The sequence below is a fragment of the Blautia sp. AF26-2 genome (genome assembly GCF_003460955.1).
GTDB lineage: Bacteria > Bacillota > Clostridia > Lachnospirales > Lachnospiraceae > Fusicatenibacter > Fusicatenibacter saccharivorans.
In genome coordinates, this window is the sequence record NZ_QTWD01000004.1 from 1 (window position 1) to 16,477 (window position 16,477).

Annotated in this window: 16 protein-coding genes and 1 pseudogene; 2 read left to right on the forward strand and 15 right to left on the reverse strand. The window is 42.8% G+C overall.

Annotated elements, in window-relative coordinates; genetic code table 11:
• Window positions 1-65 precede the first annotated feature (65 nt).
• The 3 genes from DWY63_RS06395 to yfcC form a co-directional block, all read right to left on the reverse strand.
• Entirely contained in the window at window positions 66-965 is a 900-nt protein-coding gene (locus DWY63_RS06395; protein ID WP_117509176.1) for an endonuclease NucS domain-containing protein, read from the reverse strand.
• Window positions 966-1,117: 152 nt separating this feature from the next.
• Window positions 1,118-2,266, reverse strand: a complete 1,149-nt coding sequence (gene iadA, locus DWY63_RS06400) for a beta-aspartyl-peptidase (RefSeq protein ID WP_117801665.1) — start codon at window positions 2,264-2,266, stop codon at window positions 1,118-1,120.
• 15 nt (window positions 2,267-2,281) lie between these two features.
• Window positions 2,282-3,802: a putative basic amino acid antiporter YfcC gene (yfcC, locus tag DWY63_RS06405; protein WP_117801666.1), complete on the reverse strand. Its 1,521-nt coding sequence runs from the start codon at window positions 3,800-3,802 to the stop codon at window positions 2,282-2,284.
• 281 nt (window positions 3,803-4,083) lie between these two features.
• Between yfcC and DWY63_RS06410 the strand changes: the two genes are divergently transcribed.
• A complete protein-coding gene (locus DWY63_RS06410; RefSeq protein WP_117801667.1) occupies window positions 4,084-5,730 on the forward strand; it encodes a SulP family inorganic anion transporter in 1,647 nt (548 codons plus the stop codon).
• A gap of 108 nt (window positions 5,731-5,838) precedes the next feature.
• Here the strand turns inward: DWY63_RS06410 and DWY63_RS06415 are convergent, their stop codons facing one another.
• The 4 genes and pseudogenes from DWY63_RS06415 to DWY63_RS06430 all read right to left on the reverse strand — a co-directional run bounded on the left by DWY63_RS06415 (window position 5,839) and on the right by DWY63_RS06430 (window position 9,459).
• Window positions 5,839-7,197, reverse strand: coding sequence for an MFS transporter (locus DWY63_RS06415; protein WP_117801668.1), 1,359 nt, complete (start codon window positions 7,195-7,197; stop codon window positions 5,839-5,841).
• 32 nt (window positions 7,198-7,229) lie between these two features.
• Window positions 7,230-7,463: pseudogene (locus tag DWY63_RS18875) on the reverse strand (PD-(D/E)XK nuclease domain-containing protein); the annotation flags it as partial.
• 40 nt (window positions 7,464-7,503) lie between these two features.
• Entirely contained in the window at window positions 7,504-9,117 is a 1,614-nt protein-coding gene (locus DWY63_RS06425) for a recombinase family protein (protein WP_117801670.1), read from the reverse strand.
• A 111-nt stretch (window positions 9,118-9,228) separates the two neighbouring features.
• On the reverse strand, window positions 9,229-9,459 hold the full coding sequence (locus DWY63_RS06430) for a tRNA wybutosine-synthesizing protein 3-like protein (protein ID WP_442857750.1): 231 nt from the start codon (window positions 9,457-9,459) through the stop codon (window positions 9,229-9,231).
• Window positions 9,460-9,575: 116 nt separating this feature from the next.
• Here DWY63_RS06430 and DWY63_RS06435 point away from each other — a divergent pair, with 116 nt between their 5' ends.
• Window positions 9,576-9,776 (forward strand): hypothetical protein, encoded by a 201-nt coding sequence (locus DWY63_RS06435; RefSeq protein WP_154266806.1) that lies wholly within the window; start codon window positions 9,576-9,578, stop codon window positions 9,774-9,776.
• A gap of 330 nt (window positions 9,777-10,106) precedes the next feature.
• Here DWY63_RS06435 and DWY63_RS06445 read toward each other — a convergent pair whose 3' ends face one another.
• The 8 genes from DWY63_RS06445 to DWY63_RS06480 all read right to left on the reverse strand — a co-directional run bounded on the left by DWY63_RS06445 (window position 10,107) and on the right by DWY63_RS06480 (window position 16,455).
• Complete coding sequence (locus DWY63_RS06445) at window positions 10,107-11,273, reverse strand: XRE family transcriptional regulator (RefSeq protein WP_117801671.1); 1,167 nt, start codon at window positions 11,271-11,273, stop codon at window positions 10,107-10,109.
• A 325-nt stretch (window positions 11,274-11,598) separates the two neighbouring features.
• On the reverse strand, window positions 11,599-12,033 hold the full coding sequence (locus DWY63_RS18700) for a winged helix-turn-helix domain-containing protein (RefSeq protein WP_117801764.1): 435 nt from the start codon (window positions 12,031-12,033) through the stop codon (window positions 11,599-11,601).
• A 31-nt stretch (window positions 12,034-12,064) separates the two neighbouring features.
• The gene (locus DWY63_RS06455; RefSeq protein WP_044929481.1) at window positions 12,065-12,250 is read right to left on the reverse strand and encodes a DUF4177 domain-containing protein; all 186 of its coding nucleotides are present in this window, start codon (window positions 12,248-12,250) and stop codon (window positions 12,065-12,067) included.
• 22 nt (window positions 12,251-12,272) lie between these two features.
• The gene (locus DWY63_RS06460) at window positions 12,273-12,494 is read right to left on the reverse strand and encodes a hypothetical protein (RefSeq protein ID WP_117801672.1); all 222 of its coding nucleotides are present in this window, start codon (window positions 12,492-12,494) and stop codon (window positions 12,273-12,275) included.
• Window positions 12,495-12,733: 239 nt separating this feature from the next.
• The gene (locus DWY63_RS06465; RefSeq protein ID WP_117801673.1) at window positions 12,734-13,390 is read right to left on the reverse strand and encodes an ABC-2 transporter permease; all 657 of its coding nucleotides are present in this window, start codon (window positions 13,388-13,390) and stop codon (window positions 12,734-12,736) included.
• Window positions 13,387-14,238 (reverse strand): ATP-binding cassette domain-containing protein, encoded by an 852-nt coding sequence (locus DWY63_RS06470; RefSeq protein ID WP_004611556.1) that lies wholly within the window; start codon window positions 14,236-14,238, stop codon window positions 13,387-13,389. Before DWY63_RS06470 ends, DWY63_RS06465 begins: the two co-directional genes overlap by 4 nt.
• 3 nt (window positions 14,239-14,241) lie before the next feature.
• The gene (locus DWY63_RS06475; protein WP_004611555.1) at window positions 14,242-14,613 is read right to left on the reverse strand and encodes a GntR family transcriptional regulator; all 372 of its coding nucleotides are present in this window, start codon (window positions 14,611-14,613) and stop codon (window positions 14,242-14,244) included.
• 192 nt (window positions 14,614-14,805) lie between these two features.
• Window positions 14,806-16,455, reverse strand: a complete 1,650-nt coding sequence (locus DWY63_RS06480; RefSeq protein WP_117801674.1) for an AAA family ATPase — start codon at window positions 16,453-16,455, stop codon at window positions 14,806-14,808.
• Between the last annotated feature and the right edge of the window lie 22 nt (window positions 16,456-16,477).

Sequence of the window (16,477 nt, forward strand, 5' to 3'; positions counted from 1 at the left end):
CTTTGATTTTGAGTTTGGCTTGCGACACCATTCTCATTCTATCACAGTCCAGTTTTTACCATGCTTTATAACGTCTCCTGATACGCCCGATCAATCAGCTTCTTTGCCTTCTGAAAGTCTTCTGCCGTCTTGATTGACACTTCTAGCTCCCCCGTTCCGTAATGTCCAATCCCGCGGGTATCTCTTGTGAATCCTTCTTCCAGTTCAACAGTGTCCGGGTCGAGTTTCATTCGGAGCAGGATCTGTTTGTTATAAATTTCAATGCAGAAAATGTTCTGCACTTTCTTATAGGCCAAATACAGCTTCAATTGGTTTGGAACAAGATCGTCTCCCAGCGATTCGATGTAGTCACAAAGCGCCGTATATAATGTTTTGAAATGGCTGCTTGCTGATGACAGCTTCTCTAAATGTGTTTTCTGTGTGTATGTACTACTTGTTGTTGAAATGGTTGATGTTTCCGTTACTGGCTTTGCCACCGGTGTGTTCAGATGTTCAAACAGCAACAGATCTTCCCCATATTTCCGATATTTCACCAACTTGATATTCCTCTGCATCTGATTCACTGCATGCACGTCGTATTTCGTAAAATCATTTGCAATACAAATCACACAAGGCACCGACCAATCAATCTGGTCTGCTACTTCCATACCCAGTTTTTCAATCACAAGCAGTTTGAAATCCGCTTTGTGATCCAAAAGCCAATCCAGATAGAATAATCCCTGATTAATTACGTTCTCGCTCGAGCTTCTCTTATACTCAAAAATCACTGGGCTATTATTTTCATCAATTCCGATGCTGTCCATTCTTCCGGATGTGATCATATATTCACTTTTCAGAAAACGAACGCCGAAAAATGTCTCCATGTTCTGCTCTATCGTTGTTTGCAGTTGTTTCTCCAATACTACCGTGGAAGAGGTGCGCTCTTTCACAACCGTTCCGACCTCAAAAAGTTTTATTTCCGACACTGCAATTTCTCCTTCCCTGTCGCAAGATATATGTTCATTATATCGTACCTTCTTACAAAATACTATTGTAAAACATTCTTTCCGCAGGCATTCCCATCAAAAAAGGCCGCAGCTCCGCAAAGCTGTGACCTTTTCCCAATATTACCAATATGCTATTTCCGATACACCGTCTTCCCCCGTGCAACGACTTCCTGAATCTCTAGTCCCTGATCCAGTACGCAAAGATCCGCATCATATCCTTCCCGGACCTTGCCTTTTCCTTTCAGTGACAGGATCTCTGCCGGGTTTGCCGTAATCGTCGAAATTGCGGTTTCCAGCGGAATTCCCGCTTTCTCCACGCATTCTTTTACTTCTTTCAGCAAACAGCTCGACTGGCCCATGCCCATCCGCAGAAATTCTCCCTTCTCATTAAAGATCGGCAGACTGCCCTGACCATCGGATGAGATGGTGATGTGTTTCGGGTTCACGCCTGCATCCAGCATGCGGCGGATTCCTTTGCACACGCGGACTTCATCACAGACAGTTTCCCAGTAATCGATCTCTTCATTTCCGGTGAAATCGACTGCACCGCCCTTTACGGCGTATTCAATTGCCTTCTGGAACAGCTTCTCGTTCCGGTTGACATGGGTCGGGAGGAACTGGCTGGCCGGGATTTCGGTTTCGCTGATGACGCGTTCGATCAGCTCCATACATCTTGCACCGTCGCCAAGGTGGACATTGATCACTCCCGCTTTCCCGGAAAGAACACCGCCGAGGCGCGTGTCTGCTGCCAGTCGGGCGAATTCTTCGAAGGTCGGCTGTGAAGATCGGTGGTCCGAGATGGCGATTTCGCCGGTTCCGATGATTTCTTCGATCATCATGATATCTTTCGTAATTCCATCCGTCAGTGTACGCACCGGAACCTGATAGCTGCCGGTGTAGCACCAGGCGGACATGCCCTGCTCCCGGAGGCCTTTTGTTTTTGCCACGAGCGCGCACATGTCACGGCCAATGCCGTCAGTTCCGAGGCAGCCGACAACGGTTGTCACACCGAACTTGTTCAGGCCTTCCATCGTCGCCTCCGGGGTGCGGTTGGCAAAGCCGCCCTCACCGCCTCCGCCGAGCACGTGAACATGGCAGTCAACAAAACCAGGTGTCAGGACAAGTCCGGTTCCGTCTACGGTCTCCGCGTCAAAGAGCAGGCCGTCTGCCGTTATCGTGCCGGCATCTGCGATCTTGACAATTTTATCATACACAGTAAGAACGTCTTTTCTTCCGAGGTGTTCCGGCGCATAGACGTCTATGTTCTGAAATAATATCATTTTCTCTCACTCCTCTTAAAATCCAATGGCAACCGCAATCAGAATCGTAATGACTGCTCCAATCATCAGTATCCCTAAGAATTTCCACATGAATTTGATCCAGTTCGACCACTCGATCTTTGCAATCGCCAGGGAGCCAATCAGACAGCCGGAGGTCGGGACAATCAGATTTGTGAAAGCATCACCGAGCTGGAACGCAAGGACGGATGTCTGGCGGGATACGCCGAGAAGGTCCGCGAGCGGTGCCATGATCGGCATGGTGATCGCCGCCTGGCCGGAGCCGGACACGACGAAAAAGTTGAAGACCGACTGGAACACGTACATCAGCACGGCTGCGGCTGCACCGGAAAGACCGGCCAGTGCCTGTGAGATGCCGTACATAATGGTGTTGATAACGGTCGGTGTGGTCGGATCGGAACCGCCGAGCACCTGCATGATGCCCTGTGCCATCGCAACAACGAGTGCTGCGCCGATCAGGTCTTTTGCGCCGTCTTTGAAGGAAACGGCAATGTCGTTCACTTTCATGTCATTCAGATGGAAAATGACACCGATCACACCTGCCACAATTCCCATGATGAAGAACTGGGTTGCGATTTCGGCCATGTAATAGCCTTTTGCCATAACGCCCCAGATGACCCAGACAACGGTAACGGCCAGTGTTACCAGAACTAAGATATGGCCGATGCCGAAGGAATGGCCCTCGTCGATGCCTGTTTTTTCGTTCTGATCACGGAAATACTGGTCGCTTTCGTAAGCAACAGAGATTTCCGGGGTCTTTTTGACTTTCGCTGCATAGAACATGGTCATGCCGCAACCAAGAGCGGTGAATACGACCCACATCACCATACGGAAACCTGCGCCGGAGAAGACGTCAACGCCGGCGATTCCCTGTGCTATTCCGACAGAGAACGGGTTCATCCAGGAGGATCCGAAGCCGATCTGTGTTGCGACGTACGTGACAAGCACGGCAATGACCGTGTCGTATCCGACAGCGACGAACAGCGGGCAGAGGATCATGGTGAACGGAAGGGCCTCTTCTCCCATTCCGAACACGGCTCCGCCGAGGGAAAACAGGACGAAAAGGACCGGGATCAGCAGTTTTTCGGCTCCTTTTGCTTTACGGATCAGGCCGATCAGACCGGCTTCAACGGCTCCGGTGCGGATCATGATGCCAAAAGCACCGCCGACTACCATCAGAAATGCGATGATTTCGATAGCGGAGATGCTGATAATTCCGTTATACATGTAATTGAAAAATCCGGTTCCGCCGTCGCCGCTGAACAGTGAAACGCCTTCTGTGACCGGTTTTCCTGCAGCATCGGTCAGATACTGGAAGCTTCCGTCTTTGATGACGGTACGGGTCTTTTCTACCCCGTTCATCAGGTATGTGACATCTTCTGTCTCGTAATAGCCTTTCGGGACGAGGAAAGTCATGACGGCCGCGATAACCACCACAAAAAAGATGATAATGTAGGTATCCGGCACGTTAAATCCCCTGTTGAATGATTTCAGGCCTTCGCCTTTCTTTTTGCTCATATTTTGAGATTTCCTCCATTTGATATTCTATTCTCGTTTTTAACGCGCATGGATTAGTGTACCATAGATCATAGAGGAAAGTCACTGAAAAAATCAAAAAAGTGACAGAAAAATTTTCCATTCGGATTTTTCTGCCGGCTGTGTGCAATGTCATGCATAACATGATTGTATAGAAAGGCAAACAATTCCTTTTAAGGTTTCCTGCTTCCCGTCTCTTATGCTATACTTGAAAGGTTGTTCTAACAGTAATACAAATCTAATACAGAAAGCGAGCTTTTCAAATGAATTCGTTCAAACCAATGCTACTCACTTCTCTGAAGTCCTATGACCGCGCGCAGTTTGCCAAAGATGTGACTGCCGGTATCATCGTTGCGATCATTGCACTTCCTCTTTCTATTGCACTGGCTCTTGCTTCCGGCGTGGGACCGGAGGCTGGTATTTTCACCGCGATTGTGGCGGGCTTTGTGATTTCCGCGCTCGGCGGAAGCTGTGTCCAGATTGCCGGTCCGACGGCCGCGTTTGCCACGATTGTTGCCGGTATTGTCGCGCGGGACGGCCTCGAGGGGCTGATGACAGCGACCATTCTTGCCGGTGTCTTCCTTATTATCATGGGCTTCTGTCATTTTGGAAGTCTGATCAAGTTTATTCCTTATACGATTACAACGGGTTTTACTTCCGGTATTGCGGTGACGATCGTGATCGGACAGCTGAAGGATTTCTGCGGCGTTACGTATCCTGACGGGGTAAAGCCGATTGAAACGATGGAAAAACTAAAGGCATTTGCGGAGAATTTTTCCACGATTTCACCGGATGCGCTGATTGTCGGAGGGGTCAGCCTTGCCATTTTGATTGTGTCTCCGCTGATTTTCAAGAAAATCCCGGGATCGCTGATTGCTGTTATTGCCGGTATTCTGATGGTTCAGTTTCTGCCGCTGCACGTTTCTACGATTGGAAATCTGTACACAATCAGCAATGCGCTTCCGACGCTTCATCTGCCGGTTTTTGACATGAAACTGATTCAGTCGGCGATTCCAAATGCGTTTACGATCGCGGTGCTTGCGGCGATTGAGTCGCTTCTCTCCTGTGTTGTTGCAGACGGCATGATCAACAGCAAGCATCGTTCGGATACAGAGCTGATTGCACAGGGTGCCGGAAATATTGCTTCTGCGCTTTTCGGCGGTATTCCGGCTACGGGAGCGATTGCCAGAACGGCGGCAAATATCAAAAACGGCGGACGCACGCCGGTTGCGGGTATGGTGCATTCCATTACGCTCGTCATCGTTCTTGTTGTGCTGATGCCGTTTGCGGGCATGATTCCGATGCCGACGATTGCCGCGATTCTGTTCCTTGTTGCCTACAATATGTGCCAGTGGAGAACCTTCGTGCATCTTGTACGCACGGCTCCGAAGAGTGATATTATCGTTCTTTTTACTACGTTTGTGCTGACCGTTGTGTTTGACCTCGTTGTCGCAATCGAGATCGGCATGGTTCTGGCCTGCCTGCTTTTCATCAAGCGGATGAGCGAGGAAACGCACGCCGACAGCTGGGTCTATGTAGACGATGATTCCCCGGCGGTGGATGAACATCTGCAGAAGCTGCCGCTGGAAATCCGTGTATACGAGATCACAGGACCGCTCTTCTTTGGCGCGGCGGATGCGATTGAGCACATCGTGGTAAAGGATTTCACAAAATGTCTCGTTCTCCGGATGCGGAGCGTACCGGCGATCGACAGTACAGCCATGAATGCACTCCAGAATCTGACGAAGCTCTGCGAATCGAAAGGGATCACCCTCGTCTTCTCTCATGTGAATGAGCAGCCGATGAAGGTGATGAAAAAATCCGGCTTTGTGGAGCTTGTCGGGGAAGAAAATTTCTGTTCAAATATTTCGGATGCATTAAAGCATGCGGAGGAGCTGATTTCGAGATAATGTGAAACTGCAGCTGCCGCAGCATCTGGTCTGTATCACCTGTGATCCTTTCTCCTTTATGCCAGATAGCTTCTACACATAAAAAAGGCCGCCGTGCTGAGTACTGACCTATGCTTTTCCGTTCATCACGCAGTTAATCTTTTTCTCATCGTAAAACATCAGTATCAGTCCGCCTGCGCCGCAGAATACAGCTGCACCGAATGCTGCAATCCGGTATCCGGCTCCACTGCCGTTTCCAATGGTGGAGACCGCCGTAAAGATCAGCATGGAAAGGCTCTGCCCCAGCTTGAAGGCGAAAGTTCTGGCTGCGTAGAACATTCCCTCGCGGCTGCTTCCCGAGGTAATCGCATCGCTCTGTGCAATATCTGCGACAACCGCCTGCGGCAGAATACCGAAAATCGCCATGGGAAGTGCTGCCGCGGCTGTCAGAATCAGGCCCTGTACGGCTTCCGGGATGAACGGGATGTTTCCCATAAAGCCTGTGTAAAAATATGCAAGGCTGAAAACAGCAAAGGCAAACAGAATCATCTTTTTCTTGCCCAGTTTCGGTGTCAGTTTGTTGACCGGAATGTAAAAGACGAGCGACAGTGCCGTCATTCCCACAAAGTACAGCGTTGTCATCGTCTCCGGGAGTTTCAGCAGGCTGGTAACGAAAAACGGAAGGCCCGTCTGGAACATGGTAAGTGCGATCCAGTAAAAGATATCGGATCCCACGAATTTTCGGAATTCTCCGTTTCGAAAGGTTGCCGCAAGGGAACGGAAGGCGGAATCCTTCGAAGGAACGGTATCTACGTAATCTTTTTCCCGAATACAGAATACCGGCACGAGCATGCATACGAAAGCTGCCAGCGCCATGGCTGTGAAGGTGACCCGGATCGCATTTACTCTTCCAAAGGAAGGAATCAACGCACCCCAGATCGTCGGTGCCAGATAGGCCACGGCTGTTCCTGCGATAAAGGTAAAGGAAATGATGGTGGATATGTTCAGGCGTTCCTGCTGTGTGTGGCCAAGCTCCGGAATCAGAGCATTGTATGGGGTACAATATGCCGTGATCGAAAGATAGTATGCCAGAATCATCACAAATAAGAACGCAGCATTGACCCAGCTGTTTTCATTCGCCGGTGACCAGAACACCAGCACGGTGGAAAGTGCCAGCGGCAGGGACGCGCCTTTTAAGAACGGGATCCGCCGTCCGTTTTTTGAAGTGCACCGGTCTGACCAGGACGCAATCATCGGATCAGTGAATGCATCAAAAATTCTTCCGAAGGCTGTGATCCCTCCAATGATGGTAAAAACCCCGAAAATCACCAGACCCTGAGGAATGAATACCGTCTGTCCCTGGCTGATTGCGGTTTCATCCGGCTGATAAAAGTACACCAGCCAGTTCGATATGATACCAGACAGCAGCGCCCATCCAAACTGGCCTGCTGCGAACTGCCATATCTTTGCCGTTGTTAATTTTTTCATTTTGCTTCCCCCTGTTTTGTCTTCTCCTGTTTTTATACCGTCCAAATTTTTACATTTTTTCCAGAAAAGGCGATTCCAAGTTTGATGACTTCCGTAACCCCTTCCTGCCGCATTTCTGTATCGTATCGCTGTGTTTCAATCTGGTTTAATGCTTCTTTCGCTAATTTTTTCAGTGTGTCTTCTGTAATCCCCTTTTTCCATTTTAGTTCCATCAGAATGCCAGGATACCGGAGTTCTCGCGGGAACAGGCTGATATCGTACCGTCCCTCTCCAGTTTCCCTTAGTTAAAGATATGACCCCTCATTATCAGTCTACTTTTCCAATAAATCGGTAGTATATCTCTATTTCCTGTATTCTTTCGTTATCCTCATTCGTTGTTGCTTCGTGAATAAGGATTTTTTCTATCATTGCATTTAACAACGGTGCTGTCAGTTCCTTTGGTACGGAATACTCCTTAATTAACTCAATCCACTTTTCAGCACCTATCATATCCTGTTCCATTTTACTTAATTCTTCTCTTAGGTTGGTTATCTGCTGTTCCAGTTCTATCTGTTCTTTTTGATATTTCCCCGACAGCATGATGAAGTTTCGTTCCGTTATCTTCTCACAGGCTCTATCTTCATACATTTTCGTAAACAAGCGGTCAATCTCATTTTGTCGGTTCTCGGCTTTCTTCAAGGCACTTGCCTTTTTCTTCTTTTCCCGTATTCGCTCTGCATTCCCAGCCTTTTGTATCTTATTCAACACCTTTTCTTCGTCTTGCTGTACTGCCTTAGCCCAATACTGCAATCGTTCCAATACGGCTTGATACAACACATCATAACGGATATAGTGCATAGAACAAGTACCTTTGCCAAACTGTCCGTAGTAACTGCAAGCATAATAACTGTATGGCGTTTTATTTGCCTTATTTGTCGCAAACCGCATAGACCAGCCACAATCCGCACACTTGACAAGCCCTGCAAATATCGGCGTTGCTTTTTCCTTTGTCTGTCTACGCCTTGATTTTATCTGTTCCTGCACACGATAGAACACTTCTTTGTCAATAATCGGTTCGTGGGTATTTTCTACTCGAAACCATTCACTTTCGGGCTTACGCACTTTTTTCTTGCTCTTGAATGAAACTGTTGATTGTCGATTATGAACGCTGTTTCCGATATAGACTTCACTTTTTAAAATTGCCTTGACATGAGCAATCGTCCACTCATAACGCTTGCTTTCGGGCTTTCCCTCAAAGATATGTGCAAAAGTACCGTACCTTGTGAAATTCAGCCAAGACGCTGTCGGAACTTTTTCTTCTCGCAGTACCTTTGTGATTTTTGCACTACCGTAACCTTGATAGGCTAGGGAGAAGATTTTTTCAACAATCCATTTTGTTTCCTCATCAACCAGCAGTTTTCCTTTAATGTCGGGGTGTTTCTTATATCCTAACGGAGCATAAGCCCCATAATACGCACCCTCTGCAAATTTTGTCTTAAATGCCGATTTCACTTTACGGCTTGTATCTCTTGCCACCCATTCATTGATGATATTTTTAAATGGTGCAATCTCACTTTCGCCTTTTTCGCTGTCTACCCCGTCGTCAATCGCTATGTAACGGACATTATGGCTGGGAAAATACAATTCTGTATATTGTCCTGTCATAATATAATTTCTGCCAAGTCGGGAAAGGTCTTTCGTTACAACACAGTTGATTTTTCCTGCCTCTATATCTTCAATCATTCTTTGAAAACTCGGTCTTTCAAAATTTGTTCCCGACCAGCCGTCATCAATATACTCATCAATCACATTCAAATGATGTTCTTTTGCATATAGATGCAACATACTTCTTTGTGTGGTAATGCTGGAACTTTCGCCCTGTAATTCATCATCTCGGCTTAACCTAAGATAAAGTGCAGTATTGTAAATCTGTTGTTTCATTGTCAGTTATCCTCCTTTATAACTAACCCATGTTTACAATACCTGCTTGCAAGTAAAGTATAACATGGGTTATTTTTCACATTCAATCTATTTCTTACAACTGCACCGAATTTATGCGATTGTCTGCTTTGCCTTTTCAAGCATAACATCAGTCAGAAGTTCTTCCATTGTCTTTCCATTTTCAGAAAAATGCTCTTTTACAACAATCTTTGTTTTTCCTCTGTTGCCAATGCCACGCTTATTATTTGTCTTTTCTTGCCTTGTTTTTACAATATCAGCAATAACACATACCCCCCCTTTTCTGTAAAAATCTTTTCTAAACAATTCAATGGCATTTGTCATAGCCCACAGGAGTTCCACCTCTGCATAGTTCTTATGTAGCCGTACCCATTGCGTGCGACGCTCTGAACGCTCAAGCTGTGGCTGTACGGGAGTATCATTATCAGACAGGACAGGTCATGGCGATAAAAGAGGACAAATCTTTTACAGGAACACAAATAGGTTATCGCTCGCTTTTGCTGGAGAAAGGTCATGGCGTATCTGTTTCAACGGCTCGCTGTCTGTCTAAGGTATTGAATTGCTTTATTCAGTTGTCAAAGAACACAAAAGAAGAAAATCGTCTTTCCTATATATCGCGTTGGAAAAGAGCAAAAGCGTAACCAATATTCAAAACTTTTTTCTTTTCCTGTACCATATAGGGAAAGAAAGTGTCATTCTGCTAAGTTGCTGATGAAAAAACTTCTTTTCATACCCTAACTACCCATGCAACACCGTTATTGCCAACTATGGAATGAAAGATTTTCTTTGCTCCATATAGGGAACGGCAACTGCCAAAGGTTAAGTTGAGAATGAAAATATTTTCTTCTTTCACTCCATATAGGGAATGGAAACCTCGATTTAATGAGTAGTTTTGAAAAAAAGTTAGATTTCCTTTCCTCGCACCATATCTGTACGCAAGTAGCCGTTTTGTTGCAGATTTTTTGAAGAAATTAAAAAATACCGTCATTCCCTTGTGGAACAGCGGTATCTTTCTCAATCATATCTGCTATGTCTGTTGTCATTTGTTTAATTTTTAATTCCTGCTTTTCTGTTAGTCTTGTATGTCTGTCGATTTCTTCCAGATAATTTGCTCCTGTTTGCTTTTCAATCTCTTTTATCATCAATAAAGAGGGCATGACCTGTCTTTCTAACCAACGTTTTGTTTTATCCATATTGACAGCAACAGGCGTCATAATAAACGGAAGTGAAGTCGTTACATTATCTAAAAATATATCCCATAAAATATAAACGGGAAAATCTATCTGTGTGAGGATAAGGCTTGCTATGATCTGTTCGGGATTTCTTGAAAAAACAAGTTGTTCTATCGTTTGTTCTGCTTTTCCACTTTTTAAACGAATTTCAAATCGGTTCTTAATGTCTGTTTTTATACCTTTGCTTTTTTGTTCCTTTTCTTTTTCATACAAGCAAAAGTAAATAGAACTATTCTTTGAACCGATATAAAAAGTTTTTGCAGTATCTCCATGTGTACCCGATAATTTTCCGCTGTCTACTGCTTCATGGGTTCTTGAACGTTTCCATACCTTGTTGGCATAATAACGTTCTCTTAGAATTTCTATATCCAGCAATCCGCCCATATCATTGACCGCCAAATCTATGCGTTTAAAAACACCTTGATAATCTATACAACTGCTTAAAAAGTAATACCAGTCTATCCCTCTTGCCTGTAAAACATATTCCAAGTTTCGACACCCCATACCTCTTAATTCCAATAAAACACCCATAGAACTATCTTTAGAAGCATTTACACTAATATCCCCATAGATATACTGTTCTTCATAACCAAACATTCCGTAATCTTCATGTATAAAATATTCGCTTTTCATTGCCAGTACATTTTTTATAATTTCCAATGCGTCTGTGGTAGGAAAACGAACACGCAGATAGTCAATCGTTAAAGTGAAAGGCTGTGTACAATTACAATAATCAAGATAATGTAAAAGTATATGTTTCATTTCTTTACTGGCTTTTGTTTTTCCGTTTTCAATTTCATTTAAGTTCTGCCTGCTAATTTGCAATTCCTGTGCCAGTCGTGATTGAGAATAATCACAGGCATTTCTCTTTTGCTTTAATGTTTCAATAAATTCTATATCATTCATGCTTCATTCCTCCAATCAAAAAAGGCATATACTCATAGGAGCATACACCTTGTATCTTATATTTATTTTCTATTGATATGCTGTTTTAGACCTGTCGGGTAAAAAGAATATGGTGTGAAGTGAAATAAGTTCTTATAACCTTATAAATCGTTGCATATCAGCAGTTTTGTATTTATTTTTTCTCTTGTCCTTTGTAATAGTACCCCCCTGTTAGATAACGGGGGCTTTATGGCTCGCTGACGCTCGCCCCACCGTCAGAGTGAACCAGCCGTTTGCCAGCAAAACTGGCATGGCTTGATGTCTTACGACCGCCACCACGTCTGGATCACTCCGGCGGTGTTGCTGTCTTGCCTACCATTTCCTCATTTTCCGTGTACTTATATCCAACACCTCTGACAATGACGATATAGCGTGGTCTGTCCGGCTCCGGCTCAATCTTCTTTCTTAATTTTCGTATGAATGAAGTCAGATTATTAGGGTCTTCCGGATAGTCATATCCCCATACATTTTCATAAATCTGTTCTTTGGTAAAAACCTGCTCCTTATGAGAAATGAGAAAATAAAGTAAATCAAACTCTTTTGCTGTAAGCTGTATGATATTGCCTGTTTTGTTTGATACAGTACGAGTAAAAGGATTGATTATAAAATCTGTCCTGTCTTGTTGTATATAAGCAGGAGTGGTACATATCTTTTTCGATAGCCATTCAACTGTTTGCTGGAAATAATGTTCTTCATTATCCCAAAATTCTGCTACTAATATCTTCCCATAGTATCACCTGCGCTTTTAAAGATTATTTTTCAAATATCAAATCAATTCTTCTAAAACCGCCATGTGCATCTATTAAAGTAGGAATAAAACCAACATAGGAATATCCCTCTTTAGCATATTTGTTGATTATTTCTTTTGGTTCAGAAGCAGAATGGAATAGCACACCTTTTGCCTCAAATTTCACTTCTACATACTTATATTCTTTCATAGTCATCAATACCGCCTTTCAATTATCTAAATGTTTTTCTAATTTCTTCTAATTCTTCTTCGTTTTCAACCCAATTTTCTGCATATCCACATGAACAACAAACATAACGTATTACAGGGATTTTCCCAAATAGCGTATAAGTGCTTGTGTAAATATTATTTCCGCTGGCATGGCGGTTAGGGTTATCTGTAATACGAACAATATCGGTTGAGCCACATTTAGGACATGATTTAGTATTTTTCATTTATATTCTCCTCACAACAGCAATTATTTTTTGTTACGTTTGATAAAAAACCAATATGCAAATACAATCAAGGCAAGAACACATAAAATACTATCCATGAAATCACCCACTTTATATACCTTTCTTTTTATCCTCTTTTTTCTTTTTGCGTTCCTTATATATCTTATTCCTTAAAGGAATACCACCGCACAGCAGTAGTACAACAGCCAATATTGTAAAGTCCATATAATTGCTCCTTTTTAAAATTCTTTTTTGTTCATAATTGACAAACTGATTTTCATTGAAACCAATAACATCAACAAAGCGATAATAATTGCAATAGCGATAAGAACTCCCATGCTTACAGTTGGCATATTATCTAACAGACTAACTAAATCAATATTGAAAATGGCTTCTGCTCCTTTCACGATAACGAGAGTGATTACTGCCAGACCGCCAAATGCACCAATCATAGCAATTCTTCCTTTATCTCCACCGAATTTTAGCTGAAAAGGAAGCATGATTGCTTGAACGACAATCATAATAGGTAAAATCATCAATGAATTCTGTACTAAGTCTGTAATAGGTAATGTATCTTTCAATACAGTTGTAATTATTCCTAAAACAGTTGCCAAAACCCAAGCCATACACCCCAATAATAGACCAAGAAAGTATTTTTCACTCACATAATGATTACGTGTAATAGGTAATGTAAACAGAAACGCATTTCCATTATCAAAATCATCATAACTGATTGTGCTTACTGTAAAAAGTGATACAATGAAACTCAGAAAACCTAATGGGAATATCACATCATCAGTAAATATCATCATTCCGATTACAATCGCCAAAATGAGCAACAGAAAATCTTTCTGTAACATCATCAATTTCAAATCTTTTACGAATAAGCCTTTCATTGTTCTGTCCCCCTTATCATCATGGTAATGACTTCATCTATTGTACCTTTTTCAATGGCAATTTTAGGATAATTCTCCATATAATACTGTTTCTGATTTGTCAGACAGCTATATCCATATGTTTCTTTTTTGGAACGCAATATAAACTGTTTATCCAGCTTGCTGTATTGTTCTGCGTCTACTTTTAATAAAGCATAGTCACTAAGAAGAACGTCCGTATCTTCATGCAGAATAATTTTTCCGTCATGTATCATATAAAGGTCATCACATAGCGACTCCAAATCACTGGATATATGAGAGCTGATTAAAATGGAGCGTTCTTCATCTTTTTCCAGAAATTCTCTTAACATTTCAAGCAATTCGTCTCTTGCGATTACATCTAAACCTGCTGTCGGTTCGTCCAGTATCAGCAGTTTTGCATTGTGTGAAATTGCAACCAGCACTTTTAATTTTGCTTTCATTCCTGTTGAAAATTCTTTTATCTGTTTATTCATAGGTAGTTGAAATTTCTGTACCTGTTCTATAAATAGTGATTTGTCGAATTTTGAGTACATATTCTGCAATATAGGGATAATATCTTTTATCTTCAGATACCCACTAAAACCAGAATCCGACAATACTACACCCAATTCCTCTTTATCTTTTGCTGTGAAGTCTTTTCTGTCCTTTCCAAGTATGGTAATATTTCCGCCGTCAGTTGAAATCAAACCTAATATCGCCTTAAATGTTGTGCTTTTTCCAGCACCATTTTGTCCAATCAAGCCTGTTACACATCCAGACATAAGCTCTAATGAACAATCAAGAGAAAAATTATCATAATGCTTTTTCAAGTGTTCAATTTTTAACATACATCAACCCTCCAATATCAGCTCAAATAAACTTTTTATATCTTCATCACTAATACCACATCGTCTGCCTTTTTGGATAGCCTGCTCCAAATCCGCTTCCAATTCTTTTTTCTGTTCTTCCAAAAGCAGTTCTGTATTTGTAGCCGCTACATAAGTGCCTTTTCCATGTACTGTAACCGTAAAACCCTCACTTTCCAAATTGTCGTAAGCTTTTTTTACAGTTAAAGCACTTATTTTTAGTTCCTTAGAAAGTGTACGGACAGATGGAAGATTGTCGTTTTCCTTTAGTTCCCCGTTGCGTATGAGCATTTTAATCTGGTCAACAATCTGTTCATATATGGGAACCATTAGGGAAGTATTGATTATAATTTTCATTCTTTATATCCTTCCTTCTTTTCTTGATAACAGTATATAACAGTTACAAACTGTTGTCAAGTGTTATATAGTGTTTGTTTTAAATTTTCTTTTGAAATTAAAAACATGCAAATCAATATAGAAATGCATGTTAAAAAATATAGTATTCTATTGTAATTCCTTTAACGCAAGCAGGTGTTTCATGGATTGTTTCTAATATCCTTTTGTTGGGGAAACTCCGAATTCCCAGTTGGATGTGATTTTATACTGTTGATCCAGCAATGCAATCAGTCCCAGTACCAGTCCATGGTAAAAACCTTCTGCGCCCGCATCGTAAAAACTGATCGACTTGTCCATATACTCTGCAATCGCACTCTGCAGTTTTTTCACATCATTCGTATACAGGCTTTCCGCAATCCGGTCTGCTGTCGTTCTGGTTACTGCTCCAATCTGCAGCAGATGGGATAAAATCTCTGCTTTGTAAACTGCCGCAATCTCCCAGTTGGGAATAGATACCTCACACAGATACGATCCGTCTGTCTGCAACTCCTTTTTTGGTGTTTTCAGATATCCAGCAACCAGAAGCAGACTGTAAATACTGGAGGATTCTTCCAGCAGAGACCGGTAAACTACATTTTGATCGATTCTCGCAACCACTCGCTCTCCCTGCAGCAATGCATACAATTTCTCTATGACATCCTCTGTCGCTGCCTTCAGAACTTCTTCCAGAATTTCATTCTTTCCGGTGTTTACCCAATATGCCTTTGGAATACACCCCTGTGCAATATAGTTGACCACGGACCAGGGATTGTAAATTTCTTCTGCGCCAAAAAGATATCCGTCATACCAGGTTTTAAGCTCTGCTTCTTTTTCGAGAGCACCGTAATCCCGCAGCATTTTATGGACTTCTGCACGGGTAAATCCAAAGTATTTATCATATGTCTCATCCAGAATGGAATTTACCGTCAGATTATTCAGACCACTGAATATACTTTCCTGTGCAATCCGCAGAATTCCAGTTAAAAAACCGTACGACAGATGCCGGTTGTCTTTGAATGCGCCGGAAAAGAAATTCCGCATAAATCCAACAATTTCTTCATAAAACTTTTTCGAATAGCCTTCCTGAATCGGTGCATCATATTCATCGATCATAATGATCGGTGCTTTTCCATAATGTTCATGAAGCATTTTGGAAAGTTTCTGCAGAGACGAGGAGAGCTCTACTTCATTCGCCTGACCTGCCATTATTTTCCGAAAATACTCCTTCTCGTATGGTTCCAGTTTCTCACTCATCCCCAATTCCTTATGTCTGCCAAACTCTTCCTGTACCAGCTCTGCAATTTTTGCAAAAGTCAGTTCCCAGGACGCAAATTTTATATCTTTAAACGTCAGAAAAATAACCGGATATTTTCCCTGATGCTCTCGGTATTCTTCTCCACATTTCCAGATTTCTTTGTCCCGGAAATACTGGCTGGTATCTGTATCGGAAATTTCAAAGAAAACGCGAAGCATATCCATATTCAACGTCTTTCCAAATCGTCTCGGCCGCGTAAACAGTGATACCAGTGGTTTTCGATCCAGAAATTCTTTGATCATTCCTGTCTTGTCCACATAATAATATTCCGACTGTGCCCGTACGTAATCAGATATTCCGATCGGGAGTGGCTTTCTTGCTTCTTTTTCCTCTTTTTTTACATACTTTCCTGACAGTACTCTGCCGTCTGCAGGTTTTTCTGCTCCATCTGGAATCCGCCAGCTCTTTCCTTCTTTTACGACACCTGGAATTTTACCTGTTTTACAGAAAGTTGTTACGGTACGCTCTGTAACGCCCCACTGTTTTGCCATTTCTTTACAGCTTTTCATCTGTATCCTCCTTTCCGGCATT

Excerpts from the sequence above, each read along its gene's own strand:
- iadA (WP_117801665.1), bottom strand. The coding sequence starts at position 2,266 with ATGATATTATTTCAGAACATAGACGTCTATGCGCCGGAACACCTCGGA.
- yfcC (WP_117801666.1), bottom strand. The coding sequence starts at position 3,802 with ATGAGCAAAAAGAAAGGCGAAGGCCTGAAATCATTCAACAGGGGATTT.
- DWY63_RS06410 (WP_117801667.1), top strand. The coding sequence starts at position 4,084 with ATGAATTCGTTCAAACCAATGCTACTCACTTCTCTGAAGTCCTATGAC.
- DWY63_RS06415 (WP_117801668.1), bottom strand. The coding sequence starts at position 7,197 with ATGAAAAAATTAACAACGGCAAAGATATGGCAGTTCGCAGCAGGCCAG.
- DWY63_RS06425 (WP_117801670.1), bottom strand. The coding sequence starts at position 9,117 with ATGAAACAACAGATTTACAATACTGCACTTTATCTTAGGTTAAGCCGA.
- DWY63_RS06430 (WP_442857750.1), bottom strand. The coding sequence starts at position 9,459 with ATGACAAATGCCATTGAATTGTTTAGAAAAGATTTTTACAGAAAAGGG.
- DWY63_RS06435 (WP_154266806.1), top strand. The coding sequence starts at position 9,576 with ATGGCGATAAAAGAGGACAAATCTTTTACAGGAACACAAATAGGTTAT.
- DWY63_RS06445 (WP_117801671.1), bottom strand. The coding sequence starts at position 11,273 with ATGAATGATATAGAATTTATTGAAACATTAAAGCAAAAGAGAAATGCC.
- DWY63_RS06455 (WP_044929481.1), bottom strand. The coding sequence starts at position 12,250 with ATGAAAGAATATAAGTATGTAGAAGTGAAATTTGAGGCAAAAGGTGTG.
- DWY63_RS06460 (WP_117801672.1), bottom strand. The coding sequence starts at position 12,494 with ATGAAAAATACTAAATCATGTCCTAAATGTGGCTCAACCGATATTGTT.
- DWY63_RS06465 (WP_117801673.1), bottom strand. The coding sequence starts at position 13,390 with ATGAAAGGCTTATTCGTAAAAGATTTGAAATTGATGATGTTACAGAAA.
- DWY63_RS06470 (WP_004611556.1), bottom strand. The coding sequence starts at position 14,238 with ATGTTAAAAATTGAACACTTGAAAAAGCATTATGATAATTTTTCTCTT.
- DWY63_RS06475 (WP_004611555.1), bottom strand. The coding sequence starts at position 14,613 with ATGAAAATTATAATCAATACTTCCCTAATGGTTCCCATATATGAACAG.
- DWY63_RS06480 (WP_117801674.1), bottom strand. The coding sequence starts at position 16,455 with ATGAAAAGCTGTAAAGAAATGGCAAAACAGTGGGGCGTTACAGAGCGT.